Here is a 17,344-nt window from a genome sequence, read left to right as displayed (position 1 = left end):
CTCCTGATATAAATAATATTTCGGTGGAAATAGTCACTTAGAAAGCCCTGATTCGTGCAGATGCCCTTCGCCTAAACAGCCAAGGTTACTTATCATAAGACACCTGTTGACGAGCTTCATGCTTTCCTGCTGATATTTCGCACAAAATCCATTTTACCATGAATGGCTAGATTTGTAAAGGGGTTTTAAGCTTTATTTTCACTGCCAGAGAGGTTGAGAAGGAGGGTAAAGGTGCTTCCTAGGCCGTACTGGCTGCTGACTGTGATTTCCCCACCCAATTGATGGGCCAATTCACGCGCAATCGCAAGTCCTAAGCCATGACCACCTGTTTTCATGTTACGCGAAGTTTCTACACGATAAAGGCGTTTGAAAATATTCTCCAAATCCTCTGGGGCAATCCCCTGTCCCTCATCAGTCACACTGATTGAAAGCTGGTTATTTTCCAGCTTAGCCACCACTTCCAGCTTGGTTCCTGGAGCTGAGTATTTAAAAGCGTTATTGACCAAATTCACCAAGATACGAGAAAGTTTAGCATAATCTCCTTCAATCCGAGCAGACTCTGGGATTACCTGCAAGTGGACATCTCGCTCCTCCTGCTCAATCAAAAATTGAAATTCACTCATGCACTCAATCAAGAGCTGGTCCAGAAAAATGCTGTCCTTGCTGGTCGTTTCGACCTGATTTCTAGCTGTGTTTAGGGTCAAAAAATTCAACTCCTCAACCAGTTTATTGAGTCTCTCAGTCTGGCGTCCAATGGTTGCTAGATAATGGTCCTGTTCTCCTTCCTTGATAACCCCATCCAAAATCCCTTCTACCGTCGCTTGGATTGAAGTGATGGGGGTCTTGATATCATGCGAAAGTTGAGCAATCATCAAGCCCTTTTCACGTTCGCTTTCTTCCAAGGAATCAAAGGTGGCCTGCAAATCATGGGACATTTCATTGAAAGCTTGTCCTAATTGCTGAAATTCTAAAGGTCCTTGAACCTCCAGATTTGAAGGAAAATCCTTGTCCGCTACCCGCTTGGCATGTTCCTTAAGTTTGCCCAATGAAGTAAAGACAGGCGATAGGAGAAAGAGACTAATCCCAGCACCGATAAAACTAGCCACGAGAGTCATACCCACTAGGAAATAAATTTCTCTTTCTTCAATTAGCATTCGCTGGATGGCCCAAAAAACCACGATAATCGTTAGGAGTGTTGAAATGATATACCCCACTAAAATATAACTTTTTAATTTCATTGACTACCTCGTGCTTTCTCAATTTTGTAGCCCAAGCCCCAGACGGTTTTGATGGTGGGTGTTTCTGAACTAGCATGTTTAGCCAACTCCTGTCGAAGAGCATGAATATGAACATTCAAGGTATTAGTGTCATCCACATAGTCTTCCTGCCAGACCTTTTCATAGAGGTCTGTCTTAGAGAAAACCCGCTCTGGATTGCTGGCTAAAATCCATAGAAGTTCGAAGGATTTGACGGTCAAATCAAGCGCCACATCTCCGACTTGGACCTCATGACTACCGTGATTCATCCGTAAATCCCCGAGACTGACGACTTCTGTCTCACCTCCACGATGAAGGCGACGTAAGATATTGTGGACACGCAAAACCAGCTCACGAGGGCTAAAGGGCTTGGCAATAAAGTCATCTGCCCCTAAGCTCAGGCCATAAATCTTGTCCTGCTCACTGGTCTTAGCCGTGATAAAGAGAAAAGGCTGATCCGGAGATTGATACTGAACTTCGCTAATCAAATCATAACCATCCATCCGAGGCATCATGATATCTGTAATAATCAAATCAATTGGTTTTCTCTTGAAGATTTCTAAGGCCTCTACTCCATCATGGGCCACCAAAACCTGATATCCTGCCTGAACCAGATAACGTTGATGAATATCTGTGATTTCTACCTCGTCGTCAACGAGTAAAATTGTCTTTCCCATCTGTCTCTCCTTTGAAAAAAACAGTGCTATACCACAATAGTATAACACTATTTTAATCTCTTTACGAACATTCTAAACGATATCTGGATTTTTCATATCCTAGATAGAAAGTCTGTAGCTAGACTAGTCATTTTCTTCTTTTTTAGCTTTCAAACCGAGTCCACCTAGAAGTCCGGCCAAAGCGAGTCCAACGAATCCAAGAGTAGCCATTGATGTTTGGGCTTCACCAGTATATGGAAGCATGTCTTTTTGGTCTTTCATTTGATCAGCCATCATTGGACTTGATACCTTGTTATTAGATACCATCTTGCCTTCATCAGACATTTTGCTTGAGGCTGCTGGAGCTTGATCTTGTTTCATGCTTGGTGTTGCCATAGGCTGGCTAGCATTCATGGTTTTGTCCTGCTCTTTGTTAGGCATCATCTTATCCTGACTAGCAGCTGGCATTTTAGATTTCATCTCATCTTGATTGGCACTAGGCATTTGAGCGTTCATCTTAGATGCATCTTGATGACTATTCATCATTGGAGCCGGCATAGCTGAACCATTAGAAGATGGGACGAAACCTGACTGCATCGGAATCAGAGACTGATGTCCATGCAAGTTCACTGTCAAATCTTTTGTCGCTACAAGGTTGCTCAAGTCTGCCTTGCCGTCTTTAGCACCGTACACTTTGATGGTAGCTTTATAGCTTTGAGTGCCGTTTTGTTTCAAGAGGTCAAGAAGAGCTTTATCAGATTTTCCTTGAGTGCCGGCCAAGTCTACTTCATAGAAATAGAGACCTTTGCCCAATTTTTCTACTGGTGGAAGAGCTGGATTTTTAGCTGAACCATTGTCTGACCATGGAGCCTTGTCGGATGCTTTCAAGATAAGACGAGTCAACATACCATCACCAGCGAAGAATTCATATGGGATAACTTGGTTAACACCGGCTGTGAATGGGCCAGGGAAGTTCGCTTTATCCAAGTAAGTGGCTGGGACATCTACTGTATCTTTGGTGTTGTCGGCTACGCCTTTTTGAACTTCAGCTGGGGTGGTTAAGCCATTCAAATTTACATCCAAATTTTTAGTCGCTACGAGGTTGCTCAAGTCTGCCTTGCCATCTTTAGCACCGTACACTTTGATGGTAGCTTTATAACTTTGAGTTCCGTTTTGTTTCAAGAGATCAAGCAACTCTTTATCTGATTTACCCTGAGTACCTGCCAAATCTACTTCGTAGAAGTAAAGGCCTTTGCCCAATTTCTCTACTGGTGGGAGAGCTGGATTTTTAGCCGAACCATTGTCTGACCATTGGGCTTTATCAGAAGCTTTCAAGATAAGACGAGTTAACATACCGTCACCGGCGAAGAACTCGTAAGGAATAACTTGGTTAACACCAGCTGTGAATGGACCAGGGAAGTTGGCTTTGTCCAAGTAAGTGGCTGGGACATCAACTGTGTCTTTGGTGTTGTCAGCCACACCCTTTTGAACTTCGGCTGGAGTAGTTAAGCCGTTCAAGTTAACATCCAAATCTTTAGTCGCTACGAGATTGCTCAAATCAGCCTTACCATCTTTCGCACCGTACACTTTGATAGTTGCCTTGTAGCTTTGAGTGCCGTTTTGTTTTAACAAATCAAGTAGCTCTTTGTCAGATTTTCCTTGGGTACCTGCCAAATCCACTTCATAGAAGTAAAGGCCTTTGCCCAATTTTTCTACTGGTGGGAGAGCTGGATTTTTAGCTGAGCCGTTGTCTGACCATGGAGCCTTGTCAGAAGCTTTCAAAATCAAACGAGTCAACATACCGTCACCGGCGAAGAATTCGTATGGAATAACTTGATTGACACCAGCTGTGAATGGACCAGGGAAGTTGGCTTTGTCCAAGTATGTAGCTGGAACATCCACTGTATCTTTAGTATTGTCGGCTACGCCTTTTTGAACTTCGGCTGGAGTGGTTGCTGGTTGAGCCTCACTTGCTTCACGGTCTTGTCCAGAGACTGCAGGAGCAGGATTTGTCGCAGGTTTAACCGCATCTTCTGTTTCTTTCTTAGATTCTGGTTTTACTTGCACTTCTTCTTTTGGTGCTACTACTTGGTCTTTAGCAGCCACATCCGCTTTCTCTGGAGAGTTTGTAGTATCCAAGCTTGCTTTAGGTGCTGAGTCTACCTGCTCTGATGGAAGAGCGGTATCGACTGCTTCTTTGAGAAGTTCTACTGGTAAGTCACTCTTTTCACTCACCGAAGTAGCATCTGGTACAACTTGAGCAGGGGTCGGATTGACCACATCGGCACGTACAGAACTTGGTTGACCAACTAGGACAAAAAAGCCACTGGCTACAACAACTGAGGCAACACCGACACTGAGACGGCGAATAGACCAACGAGTATATCTTTGATTTGGATTGAATTTCATAGGATTCTCCTTAGAGTTTTTCTTTATTTGATGACTCTAGTATAATCTCCTAAAATTAAAAAGGATTAAGAAAAAGTTAAAATTTTTCTTAAATCCCTCTTATAAAATACTTATATTAATTAAATCCATAAACAGACTTGGTGATTTGATAGACGACATTGGAAAGTTTGCGAGCTGGCAAGACCGAATGTTTGGTCAAACGGCTGAGCATGGTCTTACGAATAGCCTGAAAGACCTCTGGATTTTCCTGCTGAATATAGGTCCACAGCTCCCGTTTTTTGGCAAGATGCTCTGCTGTGCCTGCTCGGTTGAGCAAGGCACTGGAAATCACCGTCGTGATTTCAATATGATTCAACAGATATTCTCGCATTTTTGGATGACTCACTTGGGACAAATCAAGCTGGTCTACCAAGAGTCGATTGACCTTTAGTTGCTGGTCAATGCGCTTAATCATCACTTGCTCATTGACAGACTGGTCCTCACGCCCAATCAAATAACGATAGAAATCAACAGGCAGATAGTACATGGTCTTGACCTGCTGAAGGGGGGTAAAGACAAAAAGATTATCGACATAAAAAGTATGCTCAGGCAGTTGGAACTGGCTCGCTCTCAACAAATCTGTCCGGTAAATCAGCGAGTGCATCATGATATACTGGCCTTTTGAGAAATTTCCGACCTGGTCCCAGCCAAAAATCTGTTGGACAGGCAAGACTGACTCGTAACTCATACTCTTCTTACGAGACTGACCTTCCTTTTCATATACAAAATTAGTCACAAAGGCATCAACTTCCTGCCCCTCACTCTCTAGTTCCTGCAAGGTTTCAAGAATTTTTAAATAGGCACGAGGATCTACCCAGTCATCACTATCAACTACTTTAAAATAGCGTCCAGAAGCCTCCGTCAAGCCACGATTGACCGCACCGCCATGGCCTTTATTTTCCTGATAGATGGCTCTAACGATGTTAGGATACTTGCTGGCCAAACGCTCAGCGATTTCCTGAGTCTGGTCCTGAGACCCATCATTGATAATCAAAATCTCAACTTGCTCACCACCAATCACTAGCGACTCCACACAGTAATGAAGATAGGCTGCGGCATTATAGCTAGGAATGGCGATAGACAATAACTTCATAATCTACTCCTTTAGGGGACTGATTTTTTCTTATACTCAATGAAAATCAAAGAGCAAACTAGGAAACTAGCCGCAGGTTGCTCAAAACACTGTTTTGAGGTTGCAGATAGAACTGACGAAGTCAGTAACATATATACGGCAAGGCGCCGTTGACGTGGTTTGAAGAGATTTTCGAAGAGTACTACTCTCTCTTGTCACTTCTTTCTATTCTACCATAAAGTCCAGCTTTTGAAGGACTTTTACTAGAATACAAGGGTTTCTAGTCTCAATTGGAATACAGGTCTCTCTATTTGCTATCTAGGAGATCAAAAAAGAGGGGATTCCCCTCCTTACGAATTTAATTCTGCCAAGTCGTCTAGATACTGGTTGTTAATGACTGCCAAGATATAGGCATCTGCTTTCAAGAGGTCATTAGGCCCAAACTGGACATCCAGTGGTGAATTTTCCTGTTCACGAAATCCTAAGACATTGAGGTTGTATTTGCCACGTAGATCCAGCTGGCTCAGGCTTTGACCTGCCCAAACACTGGGAATTTTCATCTCCACGATAGACACATTTTTATCCAGCTGAAAGACATCCACATTGTTATGAAAGAGAATGGTCTGCGCTAGGGACTGGCCCATTTCATACTCAGGCGAGATTACCGAGTCAGCACCGATTTTTTCCAGTACCTTCTTGGCTGTCTGGCTTTTTACCTTGGCAATAACCCTTGGTACACCCAAACTCTTACAATGCATCACTGCAAGCACACTCGACTCTAGATTTTCCCCTGTTGCCACTACAACCGTATCACAGGTATCAATTCCTGCGGTTCTGAGGAGTTCCTCGTCTGTAATATCGCCCACAACTCCACGCGCCAAAACAGGCTCAAATTGATTGATACGCTCGGCGTGGTCGTCAATGGCAATAATATTCATATCTTGCTTGGCTAGGGCCGTCAGGACACTACTCCCGAAAATCCCCAAACCTAAAATTCCAATCGTACGATCTGACATCATTCTTCCTTTCTTATCCAATACTAATATCTGCTTTCATATACTGAATCAAATCTTTCTTATCTGGCTGGTAATCCGCTAGACTAACCAGCAAGGTCAAGGGACCGATACGGCCAATAAACATGAGCACCATGACAATACTGAGAGCTAGCTTGCCCAATTCTGGTGTCAGATTTGCCGTTACCCCAACTGTCGCAAGAGCTGAAATGGTCTCAAACATGAGGTAGATAAATCGCGGTGTTCCTTCTGCTGTAATTCCCAACAACACCAAGCCCAACAAGAAGGTCATCAAAAAGATAATGAAGACACTAAAGGATTTTTGGACTGTTCGAGCCTCAATAGTTCTCTGCGCAACATTGGCATGAGGCAAGCCCAGCAACTCACTACGAGCAAAGACCAATAAGACAAAGAAGGTCGTAATCTTGAGCCCCCCAGCCGTCCCTCCAGGCGCCCCACCCAGAAACATCTGTAGGATATAGATAAACAGGGTCACAGGCCGAGCTTGAGTATAGTCAATAGAGGCAAAACCAGCTGTTCTCATGCTGACGGTTTGGAAAAAGCTAACCAAAACTTTCTCTGGGACACTGAGATTGCCAATCGTTCCTGGGTTGTGCCACTCCGTAAAGAGCGTGGATACTGTCCCAAACAGCAAAATCCCTGCAGTCAAGAAGAGGACTAGTTTGGTGTGGAAACGCAGACGGCGTTTTTTCTTCTTGTCAAACTGGGTTGCCAAGTCAAACCAGACCATAAAGCCGAGACCACCTGTGATAATCAAACCAGCAATGACCAGATTGATTAAAGGATCCGTCTGATAATTCACTAAACTGCTACTGCCGAAATTATCAAAACCAGCATTACAAAAGGCGGAAATGGCTAAAAAGATAGAGGTAAAAATGCCCCTTCCCCAGCCAAACTCAGGAACAAAACGGAAACTAAGTAGAAAGGCACCTAAGCCCTCCACCAGAAAAGTCGTCAAAAAGATGGACCGCATAAAGGCCTTCAGAGACCGAGTCTCCCCATAACTGAAGCTCTCCTGAATGGTTTCACGACTGCGAAGACTAAGCTTCTGCTTCCCCTGAATATAAAAGACCCCGATAAAGGTCATGAGCCCCAGACCACCAATCTGGATCAAGAGCATACAAATCAACTGACCCCAAACATTATAGGTGGTGGCCACCGGTTGCGTAAAAAGTCCCGTCACACAGACCATAGAAACCGTCGTAAAGAGATGGTCAAAATAAGTAGCCTGCGAACCGCTTGCCTGAACAAAAGGCAAACTCAAAAGAAGAGAACCTATAAAAATAACTCCAGCGAAACTTAAAAAAATCCGACGAGCTGGCGAAAGTCCGCCCAAGACCCTTTCAAGTTTTTTCACAAATAATTTGAATAACATACATCCATTGTACCATAAAAAGAAGGATATGAGTTAGATATGAAAGGCTATCTCAAGGCAGAGTTCCAAGGCCTTCTCAAAAGCTTCTGAACCCCAGTCACGACTATCGTACTGGTCCAAGTCTGCTAAGGAATCAGCTGTGAACAACAATTCTCCCCAGAGAACCCCTCGCAGTTGGGCTACTGCCGCAAGCGCAGAACACTCCATCTCCACAACAGCACAGCCTTCTTCCTTGCGATAAGCCACCTTTTCAGCCGTTTCTCGGTAAAAACCGTCTGTCGTCCAGGTCATGACTTCTTCATAGGGAATCCCTCTAGCTTCCAACACTCGCTTAATAGCAGCAATAGCCTCTGGCTGCATTTCCATATAACGAGAAGGTGCCACATAGTGATAACTAGCTCCTTCATCTCGCAGAGCGCGAACAGGGACTAGAAAGGCATTTTCTTCTATATCAGCCAGCACACCACAGGTTCCAGTGGAAATAATCTGCTCCACACCATAGCCAATCAACCAATCCATAAACTGAGCTGCTGGAGCTGAACCGACAGGAGCCTGAGCCAGACAGACCTCCTTGCCTTTGTAGTTCACGACATAGATTGGATAGATCTTGGTGGCAGAAACGAATTCGCCGACACAGTCCGCCCCTACTTCCCTCGCATAGCGGTCAATTTCCTCACTCAAAAATGCATATACACACTTCTTGGGCAAGTGCAAGTCCAAGCCCTCGTGATTGGGCATGATGACCGCCTGAGGATTATCATCAAACTCTAAAATAGGAATCGCATGTTTCTGAATCATAGCCCACCTCCTCTGATTTTGTACTATTGTATCAAAAGCTGACAGAGTGTCAAGGAATTCTCTTTAGCAAGCCAGAAATCTCCTCTTCCATACACTTGAGAAATCGTTGCACCGCTGGAGAAGTCGGTTTCTGTTTTGGCAAAGCGATTGAGGACTTATGAAGAATACAAAATCCAACAACAAAAAAGACATGAATCTGAAATAAGCAGAACATGTCTTTTTTAGCTTGTTTGAAAGTCAAGTAAATAAATCTTAGCTCTTCTAGAACTCCCTTATTTCCACAAACCACCTAAAATCTGTTTTTCTAATAAGTCTAGGTCCTCTTCCTTTATTTCTCCGTTGTCGCTAACGATATAAAGTTGAGCGAAGTAAGCCAACAATGGACCAACACAAATACGAACCATTTGAGGAATCGTTAACTCTGGATTTACACGTGGATCTGCTAGCAATTCTTTATGAAGCACTCGAAGTTTATCTTGAATAGCATTCCAGATAAAAATCTGTTCATTTTTTAGTTTCTTATTTGAAAAACTCTCCTGCAGAATGATTTTCATCAAAGCACGATTTTTTTTGAGATAGCTCATACGATCGTGGACGAGATAACGAACCCTCTCTTCTGTCGTTTCAAAAGCTAAGAGTTCCTCAACAAAACTACCGAAAATGCCTGGGACTACAGGATGTAAAATAGCCGTCAGTAGATCATCCTTCGTCTTAAAATACTTAAACAAAGTTGCCTGGCTTAGTCCAGCACGCTCAGCTATGTGAAGAGTTGAGGTCCCATGGTAACTCCTAGTTGATATGAGATCCACTGCTGCCTGCATGATTTTTTTCTTTCCTTGAGGGTAATTCGCTTCTTCTAAGTAATCTTCAAACGATTCAAAAACAGTCTTATCCATCTAATCTTCACACCTTTTTAGCATTATTTATGTTGATTTCTAAACTTTACGATAACGACGCAATCCAACAATATTGAGAATTGTTAAAATGATCAAGAAAATCATTAAAACACCAAGATTTGGCAAAATATCACCAAGATTGTGTCCGTAAAGAATAATCTGGCTTATTGCATCACCAGAATAGGTTAATGGCAAAAATTTCCCCACAGTTGGAGCCCATGCTCCCATGGATGACAATGGAATAATCCCTGAGAAAAAGAGTTGAGGCATAATCACGAGAGGAATAAATTGCATCATTTGGAATTCTGATTTTGCTAGAGTAGACAAGAGAATTCCAAAAGCTAGTGCTACAAGAGCCAGTACCACATTAACTATTATAACATTTAAAATATTTCCTACAACTTCTACATCTAGTAGCCAAATTGCTGCTAAGACGACAACTGCCGTTTGAAAAATCGCAATAATACCGTAAGACAACATATAGCCATAGACAATTTCAGAACGTTTCACTGGGGTTGCTAACAAGCGATCCAAGGTTCCACTTGTGCGCTCTTTCAAAAGTGCCATACCAGAAATCAAAAAGACAAAGAAGAAGACCACAAAGCTAATTAAAATTGGAATCATACGTGCAAAGAATCCAGTATTTTTATCTCCATATTGGTAAGATTCTTTGATTTCAGGCGCCTTTGCATCTAATTTCAATTGTGGAAGAGCTTGTTTGATACGAGATAGTAACTGATCGGTGCCTTCACTGGCGATACTTGTTCGTAACACTTGTCGTATCATAGATGTCTTGGAGGCATCTGTATTTGCGTAGTCGACCTGATACTCACCGTCTTTATAAGAAATCACAGCATCGACTTTTTCATTTGCTAGCGCTTCTTTGGCCTGATCTAAGTCTTGATAAGTCTCGATGTCCACATGATCAAGCTCATCCATTTTCGTTATCAAACCAGTTGGTAGATCTTGTGTCGCTAACTTGACATTCACGGTTGTACTAGCTGAAAACATGAGGTTCATCAGCCACATAATAAATACCGGCGCTACAAACATCATAGCCAAGGTTCGTTTGTCACGAAGCAATTCTTTGATAACTTTTTTAGCAATAGCAATGGTTCTCATCTTACTCTCCTTCTGCTTTCAAAAATACTTCTTCAATACTTGAAACTTGATAACTTTCTTTTAAGTGTTGCGGTGTATCAAAAGCAATGATTTTTCCACCTAATAATAAGCCGACCTTATCCGTTAACTCTGCTTCATCCATAACATGGGTAGTAACTAATATCCCAACCCCATTGTCTCTAAGCGCGAATAATTCTTTCCAGATTTTCTTCCGAAGAGAAGGGTCGATTCCAACTGTCGGTTCGTCCAAAATCAAGAGCTGAGGATTCCCCAGAAGCGCGATGGCTAAAGACAAGCGTCGCTTCATTCCTCCAGAATAACCGGATACCGTTTTATTCAAATGCTCTGCCAGATCCACAACTTGAGCCACATGGGCAATTTCAGCTGTCAGATCTCTTTTGGATAGCCCTTTTAGCTGACCAAAAAATTCCAGATTTTCTTGACCTGACAAAGCCTCATATAAGGCATCTGACTGGGCCATATAACCAATATCTCCTAAAATATGACGATTGGGCATAGTATGATCCAATACCAAAGCAACCCCTCCGTCAGCTTTTTCCATCCCTAACATAGTCTTAATCATAGTCGATTTACCAGCACCAGACGGACCTATTAAGCCTATAATTTCTCCCGGATGCAATTCAAAGCTGACATGATTCAAAACCATTTGACGACAAAAAGACTTATCCAAATCTTGTAAATGTAGCAATTTTTTCATATGCTTCCTCCTAGGTGAGTGTTTACTCACTTACTGAATATAGACCTATTATAGTGAGTGTTTACTCACTTGTCAAGAAAAAAGTTGAAATTCTTTAAAAAATAAAGCACCAGATTCGTATCTGATGTTTATAATGCACATGTCTTATTTCTAAAAATGTTTTTGAACTTCCTCTCTATACTCCGAAATGGTCTTTTCTGTCCACTTTTTAAAGGCCTATTTTCCCTCTACTTTTCTCGGCTAATCCAACCATCGTCATTGCTATCGCAACTCTAATGACCTTGGTAATGGGAATTCATTTTACTCATTTTTATATGAAACAGACTAAGAAATTTTCAAGACCTAATTGAAACCAAATTAGCCCTTGGAAGTCAAAAAATCCTCGAACTCTACGCTGACCGTCTAGCAGAATCAGACCAAATGCGGCATGGCTTTCTAAGAATTCGGTTAAGGGACGTAACCTACAAGCTGCTTACGTGGATGGATTTACTTTGAGAGATTTCTTCGCCTTCAACCAAGGACTAAATAAAATGGGTGACCAAGCACTTCCTTTTAAAATTCACCCTGAACATTTTGTATTTGCTGGAGTTCACGGTGGACAGGAAGTGAGGAGTTGATTGGAGAGTACGGTCAACCAACTTATCAAAAAATCTTTATCAGTCTAGATACTGAAAAAACAGGCGTTCCGGATGTCGATACAAAAATTTCTATGGCAGGTGATACTGCTACTCTCATGTCCGATACAAGCCTTGATATCAAGATGTATGGTATGCATCAGTTCAAGATGAAAAAAGGTGGACTCCGCATCAAATTAGGCGTCTTTTCCCCAGAAGCAACCCCAAGCTAGATGGAGCTCGGTCACCAAGAACACCTAGCAGTTGAATTTTTCAATTCCCTCACAATCGCCTACCAAAACAAAACATTTAAGGGAAAACTACTCAATACCTTCTTAAAATTCAAGAAATTCAAGTAAACAAAAACGGGTGACTGAACAATTTAGCCTTTGAAAGCTACGATTATAAAACCACTCGCAACATATGAATCTACGATACAAAAAGGATAACATTGCTCTTAGCAATGCTATCCTTTTTTGTTTATCCTTGTCCGCCAGGGGCTGGACCGCCGCCTTGAGGTCCCTCACCAGGTCCACCGCCTCCAGGCATAGAGTTCACAATATCAGTTTGTTTTTCGCCGTTGAGATAGATATCTCCACCTGTATAGGTCGCTGTTCCATCAAAGTCAAAGCCTGATTGACCAATCATTTTAATGGTTCCACCTGTGACCGTGATATTGCCATTTGAGTCAATCGGATCTGTGTCCCCTTGACCGACTTCTACAGTTAGATTACCACCTGTCATGGTAAAGTAAATATCGCTTTGCTGAGCATTTTTATTAGCTGCATTGACCCCATCATCTGTCGCGTAGACATTGATATCACCACCATTAATCGTAATGGCTTTCCCTTCAATTCCTTCAGTCGAATTCTTGACGGTGTAAGTACCGCTGTCAATCACTAGGTTACCAGAAGCGTGAATACCGTCATCTCCTGCTGTGACTGTTATGGTATTGTTAGCCAAATACATATTGCCGACAGTCATATCCTCATCATTGTCAACTTTGACACCATCTTCCTTGGCATCGATGGTCATGGTCGTACCAGTGATATTGAGTTCATCATTAACATTAAAGGCATCGCCAACTGCTATGATGTTATAGGTTCCACCCGTGATGTGGAGGGTGTCGTTGGCCTTGATTCCGTTGTTCTTCTTGCCATCGACAGTAAGGGTACCTGAGCCATTGATGGTCAAATCCACCTTAGAAAAGAGAGCTGCATTTGCCTTGTCATCACTATTAGAGCTTGAGTCAGAGAGACTGTTGGTAGTTCCCTCCGCCAGAGTCAGGTAGACATGACCGGCTGATGTCGCTGAAATTGCTGCATTGGTATTGGTAATGGTCGCACCTTTTAGGACTAGATGAACATCTGCCGACTTATCTGCCTCGACCTTGATCTGCACTCCGTCAGACTGACCTGAAATCACATAGGTCCCAGATTTTGTGATGGTCACTGTTGATCCAGAGACTGTCACCCCATCTCCAGAGACGTTTGCTGATGAGCCAGATAACTCAATCTTAGAAGCTGTACTTTCATCATAAGAAGTATCATAGTCCTTTTCTGTAAAATAAGAAGATTGACTGTTTGTAGCTGAAGTTGAGATGGCAGTGGTATCTGCCGCTGCAGTTGTACTTGACTTGGTCGTTGACTGCCCACAAGCTGTCATCAAAGTCAGAGCTGTTAAACTGGTTAAGATTAGGGTCCATTTTTTTGATTTCATACTTTTTCCTCACCTTCATTTAGCTTGAGCTTAGTTTACAGGGGAAGTCTGAAAAAAATCTAAACTTTTTCTGAAAATTTTCTTAAGTTCAGTTTCAGTTAAGTTATCTTTAACAAAAGTTTTAGGAAAATTCCATAGACTAATCACAAGCAAGTTCAACTTGCCCAGACACACCTATCTGCTAATAAGATAGCGTACTAAAATAGTTTGATAAAGGAGACAGGATTTATGAAACCAATTGAAACAAGCTTTAAACGAATCGAAACCAAATATGTCGTTGCCAAGGGTGACTTGGCTAATTTAATAGAGGACTTAAAAATATACCTCGTAGAGGATGATTATCCAACTTCGACCATTTCCAACATCTACTTTGATACAGAGCAATTTGATATGATTCAGGAGGATGGCCAAGGTACTAAGCGCAAAGAAAAGATTCGGATGCGAACCTATCTCAGTCAAGTCCAGCCTGATAGTCAGGTATTTTTAGAAATCAAATCTAAGGACAGAGCTGGTGTCGGACGAAAACATCGTCTCTTATCGACTCCCCAGTCTATCACCCAGTTTATGACCAAGGGACAGCTGGATAGCAGTATCAAGGATCGAATGATGATTGAAAAAATCCAGCAACTCCAAGAGGAATATCAGCAAGCCATTATCCCTCGTATGTATATATACTATGACCGTTTTTCTCTCAAGGAAAAGAAAGAAAGAAATTATCGGTTTTCCCTACAATAAAATTCGTATCACCATTGACCAAAATCTAACCTATCGTGATGATAATGTCAGTTTATTCTCAGGAAAGGACGGTTTCCCTCTACTAAACGAGGACATTGTCATCATGGAAATTAAAGCTCCAGGTAGAAAACCCCAATGGCTACAAGATATTCTCGACCAATATGGACTGGTAGAGCAGAAATTTTCAAAATACAGCTGCGCCTACCACAAGTCTCAAGGGCTGGACTATAGCCCACGACCAAGCACAGAAAGTGTAGGTACTACTTATGTCTAATCTTTTTAATTCTATCTTCAACGACACAACTGCCACTGCAAATCCTATCCAGCTCTTTCTGGCTCTCTTGGTCAGCCTGATTTTAGGTTTGGCGCTGACCTGGGCTTACAAACACCGTACTCTCTATACACGAGAATTCGCTGTCAGTTTGACCCTACTCCCCTGCTTGATGACCTTGGTCATCTTTCTGGTAAATGGCAGCCTAGGAACCTCTATCGCCGTTGCAGGAACTTTTAGCCTCATTCGTTTTCGTTCAGCTACCAGTGGTTCACGGGAACTAATTGCTATCTTCCTTGCCATGATTATCGGGCTAGCAGCAGGGACAGGCTACCTAGCTCTAGCTATTCTCTTCACTGTCTTTATCTTAGCGGTATGGCTTCTTTTAGAGAAGCAACAAAGCAAGAGCAATCACCAACGTCGCAGGCTATTGACCATCACAATTGCGAACCAAGAAAATCAACTTCAAACTATCCAATCTGGACTATCACAATTCTGTACTGAGTTAGACCTCATCTCGATTGATACTAGCAATGATGGAGAACAAGTCACCACTGTCTATGAAATGGATTTCAAGGCTCAAACAGACGATTTTCAAATCATCAATTATCTCACTAAAGAACAGGATACTTACCAGGTTTCCCTGACCAAGAATGCCAAGAAGAGAAAGAATTTGTAAAACTTCTAGCGTGAAAACTGATTTATGATAAAAGGCATCCTATCAACGTTTTTTAAACACTTGATAGGATGCCTTTTTCTTATCTTAAAAACTTTTTACCAATCTCTTTATTTAACAGGTATCTCCTTAATCACGCGCGCAGGATTACCAGCTAGGACAAGGTTGTCGCCAAAGGACTTGGTAATCACAGCCCCCGCTCCAGCAACAACATTATTCCCCAGTGTCACTCCCGGAAGGACAATGACACCACCTCCAGCCCAGAAATTATCTCCAATAGTGATGGGCTTGCCGTATTCGACCCCTGAATTGCGTTCCTGCGGATCTAGTGGGTGGAGGGGAGTTAAGAACTGACAGTTGGGACCAATCATAGCATTGTTACCGATGCGAATGGGGCAGACATCCAGCATGGTCAAGTTCCAATTAGAATAAAAATTTTCCCCTAGATGGATATTGACTCCATAGTCGACCACCAGGCGTGGATTAACATAGAGATTTTTCCCAGTCGAACCAAACCAAGTCTTGACAATCTCCGCCCCCTTCAAGGGATCTTCTTCCTTGTTAAAAGCAGACTGTTTTTGGCGAGAAGCCTGAGCCAAGGCTCGCAATTCTGGATCCGATGGACGGTAAACCTCTCCTGCTATCATTTTCTGGTATTCACTGGTCATTGTTTTCTTCTCCTTGTTCCCTACTATCATATCAAAATTTCTACGTATCTGACTAGAATAAGGGGTACTTTCTACAATTGATCCTCTGATTGTCATCACATCCTGTCTAAACGAATACGGGTCACGATTCCGTCTGGGTCTGTGATTCCCAACTGGCTCGATGTCAGCCATTTGATTGGTGCATCAACTTCTTGTGCTCGCTGGGCAATCGTTAACAGTTCTTCTTTACTAGCAACCTCAATAACATAATGGGCCAAACCTGGCAAGTCTTGCTTACGCGGAGCCAGATTTTTTCCTCCCCATTCGTTGACTGTCAAATGATGATGGTAAGCCCCAGCCGCAATCCAACTAGCGCTAGGCACACTGAATTTATCCTCTAGTCCTAACACCTTTTGATAAAACTGGCTGGACTTTCGACTATCCTTGACGGAAAGATGAATATGCCCCATTCTCGTACCCTCTGCTAAAGTAAAGGGCTCTACTCTTTCTCCCAACTCATAGATATCCTGCGCTGCAAGGGCCTCAGTGCCCCCTATAATACGTCCATCTTCTCGAATATCCCATGTGGAAACCGGCTTATCTCGATAGAGTTCAATGCCATTTCCCTCCAAATCCTCCAAATAAAGAGCCTCACTGTAACCATGGTCTGCACCGCCGACAAGAGGAATCTGTAAATCTGTCAGGTGTTTTAAGACATCTGCCAAAGCCTTGCGTGTCGGTAAGAGAATAGCCAGATGGTAAAGACCATAATGTCCCCTTACTTCACTGCTCTCTTGTGCTTGAATCAAGTGTACCAAGGCTTTTCCTCCAAGTCCCAAAACGACCTCTGTCTCAGTTTGAGATAAGATTTCTAAACCAATAATTTTCTGATAAAAGGCTGTTTGACTCGCCAAGTTCTTTACATTTAAAACTGCCTCTGCCAAATAAATGTGACTCTTGTATTCATAGGTCATAAATGGTCCTCTTTCTAAGTTGTAATTATTTTTATTACATCTGTTATATAATTCCCATCAAGAAAGTCAAGCCAGACAACTTATAGATTATGATTCTGTCATCTTGTCTATATGATACTAAAACAAGAAAATCTACAGAGAATTGACAATCAAATCATTGAAAACTTTTACCAACTCTAAGATGACTCTCATCTCAACCCAAAAAGAAAAGGAGGGGATATGATATCCTACTCCTTATTCTTATCAGAAAATCTAATTAGCATTAGTCTTCTTTTTTCGGCTCTATAATATTTGTAGTGGGTAAATTCCCTATAGATATTATGGAGCCTATTT

General features: G+C 42.3%; 15 protein-coding genes and 1 pseudogene. 3 read left to right on the top strand and 13 right to left on the bottom strand.

Translation table 11 applies throughout. The features are described from left to right. Positions 1 to 185: 185 nt before the first annotated feature. The 10 genes from L0P31_RS08210 to L0P31_RS08165 all read right to left on the bottom strand — a co-directional run bounded on the left by L0P31_RS08210 (position 186) and on the right by L0P31_RS08165 (position 11,375). A complete protein-coding gene (locus tag L0P31_RS08210; RefSeq protein WP_238096456.1) occupies positions 186 to 1,238 on the bottom strand; it encodes a sensor histidine kinase in 1,053 nt (350 codons plus the stop codon). After that, the gene (locus L0P31_RS08205) at positions 1,235 to 1,933 is read right to left on the bottom strand and encodes a response regulator transcription factor (protein ID WP_238096455.1); all 699 of its coding nucleotides are present in this window, start codon (positions 1,931 to 1,933) and stop codon (positions 1,235 to 1,237) included. Before L0P31_RS08205 ends, L0P31_RS08210 begins: the two co-directional genes overlap by 4 nt. A 123-nt stretch (positions 1,934 to 2,056) precedes the next feature. Then, complete coding sequence (locus tag L0P31_RS08200) at positions 2,057 to 4,321, bottom strand: SSURE domain-containing protein (protein ID WP_238096453.1); 2,265 nt, start codon at positions 4,319 to 4,321, stop codon at positions 2,057 to 2,059. Between the two features lie 115 nt (positions 4,322 to 4,436). Next, positions 4,437 to 5,453: a glycosyltransferase family 2 protein gene (locus L0P31_RS08195; protein ID WP_049546648.1), complete on the bottom strand. Its 1,017-nt coding sequence runs from the start codon at positions 5,451 to 5,453 to the stop codon at positions 4,437 to 4,439. A 329-nt stretch (positions 5,454 to 5,782) separates the two neighbouring features. Next, a complete protein-coding gene (locus L0P31_RS08190) occupies positions 5,783 to 6,448 on the bottom strand; it encodes a potassium channel family protein (protein ID WP_001283909.1) in 666 nt (221 codons plus the stop codon). A 13-nt stretch (positions 6,449 to 6,461) separates the two neighbouring features. Then, positions 6,462 to 7,841 carry a TrkH family potassium uptake protein gene (locus L0P31_RS08185; protein ID WP_238096451.1) on the bottom strand — a complete coding sequence of 460 codons (1,380 nt, stop codon included), beginning with the start codon at positions 7,839 to 7,841 and terminating at the stop codon, positions 6,462 to 6,464. Positions 7,842 to 7,874: 33 nt separating this feature from the next. Then, on the bottom strand, positions 7,875 to 8,639 hold the full coding sequence (locus L0P31_RS08180; protein WP_238096449.1) for a nucleoside phosphorylase: 765 nt from the start codon (positions 8,637 to 8,639) through the stop codon (positions 7,875 to 7,877). Positions 8,640 to 8,911: 272 nt separating this feature from the next. Then, entirely contained in the window at positions 8,912 to 9,535 is a 624-nt protein-coding gene (locus tag L0P31_RS08175) for a TetR/AcrR family transcriptional regulator (protein WP_000361928.1), read from the bottom strand. 39 nt (positions 9,536 to 9,574) lie between these two features. Further along, positions 9,575 to 10,657, bottom strand: a complete 1,083-nt coding sequence (locus L0P31_RS08170; RefSeq protein ID WP_049487697.1) for an ABC transporter permease — start codon at positions 10,655 to 10,657, stop codon at positions 9,575 to 9,577. 1 nt (position 10,658) lies between these two features. Beyond that, positions 10,659 to 11,375 carry an ABC transporter ATP-binding protein gene (locus tag L0P31_RS08165; RefSeq protein ID WP_238096447.1) on the bottom strand — a complete coding sequence of 239 codons (717 nt, stop codon included), beginning with the start codon at positions 11,373 to 11,375 and terminating at the stop codon, positions 10,659 to 10,661. A gap of 613 nt (positions 11,376 to 11,988) precedes the next feature. On the opposite strand from L0P31_RS08165, the gene L0P31_RS08160 reads away from it, so the two are divergent. After that, positions 11,989 to 12,222 carry a hypothetical protein gene (locus L0P31_RS08160; protein ID WP_049487693.1) on the top strand — a complete coding sequence of 78 codons (234 nt, stop codon included), beginning with the start codon at positions 11,989 to 11,991 and terminating at the stop codon, positions 12,220 to 12,222. Between the two features lie 247 nt (positions 12,223 to 12,469). Here the strand turns inward: L0P31_RS08160 and L0P31_RS08155 are convergent, their stop codons facing one another. Continuing rightward, on the bottom strand, positions 12,470 to 13,708 hold the full coding sequence (locus L0P31_RS08155) for a carbohydrate-binding domain-containing protein (protein WP_084925999.1): 1,239 nt from the start codon (positions 13,706 to 13,708) through the stop codon (positions 12,470 to 12,472). A gap of 228 nt (positions 13,709 to 13,936) precedes the next feature. On the opposite strand from L0P31_RS08155, the pseudogene L0P31_RS08150 reads away from it, so the two are divergent. Next, positions 13,937 to 14,717 (top strand): annotated as a pseudogene (locus tag L0P31_RS08150) (polyphosphate polymerase domain-containing protein). Then, on the top strand, positions 14,710 to 15,393 hold the full coding sequence (locus L0P31_RS08145; protein ID WP_084887348.1) for a DUF4956 domain-containing protein: 684 nt from the start codon (positions 14,710 to 14,712) through the stop codon (positions 15,391 to 15,393). The pseudogene L0P31_RS08150 and the gene L0P31_RS08145 overlap by 8 nt, the downstream one beginning before the upstream one ends. A gap of 107 nt (positions 15,394 to 15,500) precedes the next feature. Here L0P31_RS08145 and L0P31_RS08140 read toward each other — a convergent pair whose 3' ends face one another. Next, a complete protein-coding gene (locus L0P31_RS08140; RefSeq protein ID WP_238096445.1) occupies positions 15,501 to 16,058 on the bottom strand; it encodes a sugar O-acetyltransferase in 558 nt (185 codons plus the stop codon). Between the two features lie 95 nt (positions 16,059 to 16,153). After that, the gene (locus L0P31_RS08135) at positions 16,154 to 17,011 is read right to left on the bottom strand and encodes a VOC family protein (RefSeq protein ID WP_141230698.1); all 858 of its coding nucleotides are present in this window, start codon (positions 17,009 to 17,011) and stop codon (positions 16,154 to 16,156) included. Positions 17,012 to 17,344: the final 333 nt, after the last annotated feature.

The organism is Streptococcus mitis, assembly GCF_022137125.1.
Classification (GTDB): domain Bacteria; phylum Bacillota; class Bacilli; order Lactobacillales; family Streptococcaceae; genus Streptococcus; species Streptococcus mitis_CE.
Note: the sequence above shows the minus strand (reverse complement) of the source record. Positions and strands in the feature narration are given on the sequence as shown.

Coding starts and splice junctions, on each gene's coding strand:
- L0P31_RS08135 (WP_141230698.1), bottom strand. CDS start 17,011: ATGACCTATGAATACAAGAGTCACATTTATTTGGCAGAGGCAGTTTTA.
- L0P31_RS08170 (WP_049487697.1), bottom strand. CDS start 10,657: ATGAGAACCATTGCTATTGCTAAAAAAGTTATCAAAGAATTGCTTCGT.
- L0P31_RS08185 (WP_238096451.1), bottom strand. CDS start 7,841: ATGTTATTCAAATTATTTGTGAAAAAACTTGAAAGGGTCTTGGGCGGA.
- L0P31_RS08205 (WP_238096455.1), bottom strand. CDS start 1,933: ATGGGAAAGACAATTTTACTCGTTGACGACGAGGTAGAAATCACAGAT.
- L0P31_RS08145 (WP_084887348.1), top strand. CDS start 14,710: ATGTCTAATCTTTTTAATTCTATCTTCAACGACACAACTGCCACTGCA.
- L0P31_RS08165 (WP_238096447.1), bottom strand. CDS start 11,375: ATGAAAAAATTGCTACATTTACAAGATTTGGATAAGTCTTTTTGTCGT.
- L0P31_RS08195 (WP_049546648.1), bottom strand. CDS start 5,453: ATGAAGTTATTGTCTATCGCCATTCCTAGCTATAATGCCGCAGCCTAT.
- L0P31_RS08155 (WP_084925999.1), bottom strand. CDS start 13,708: ATGAAATCAAAAAAATGGACCCTAATCTTAACCAGTTTAACAGCTCTG.
- L0P31_RS08175 (WP_000361928.1), bottom strand. CDS start 9,535: ATGGATAAGACTGTTTTTGAATCGTTTGAAGATTACTTAGAAGAAGCG.
- L0P31_RS08210 (WP_238096456.1), bottom strand. CDS start 1,238: ATGAAATTAAAAAGTTATATTTTAGTGGGGTATATCATTTCAACACTC.
- L0P31_RS08200 (WP_238096453.1), bottom strand. CDS start 4,321: ATGAAATTCAATCCAAATCAAAGATATACTCGTTGGTCTATTCGCCGT.
- L0P31_RS08190 (WP_001283909.1), bottom strand. CDS start 6,448: ATGTCAGATCGTACGATTGGAATTTTAGGTTTGGGGATTTTCGGGAGT.
- L0P31_RS08180 (WP_238096449.1), bottom strand. CDS start 8,639: ATGATTCAGAAACATGCGATTCCTATTTTAGAGTTTGATGATAATCCT.
- L0P31_RS08140 (WP_238096445.1), bottom strand. CDS start 16,058: ATGACCAGTGAATACCAGAAAATGATAGCAGGAGAGGTTTACCGTCCA.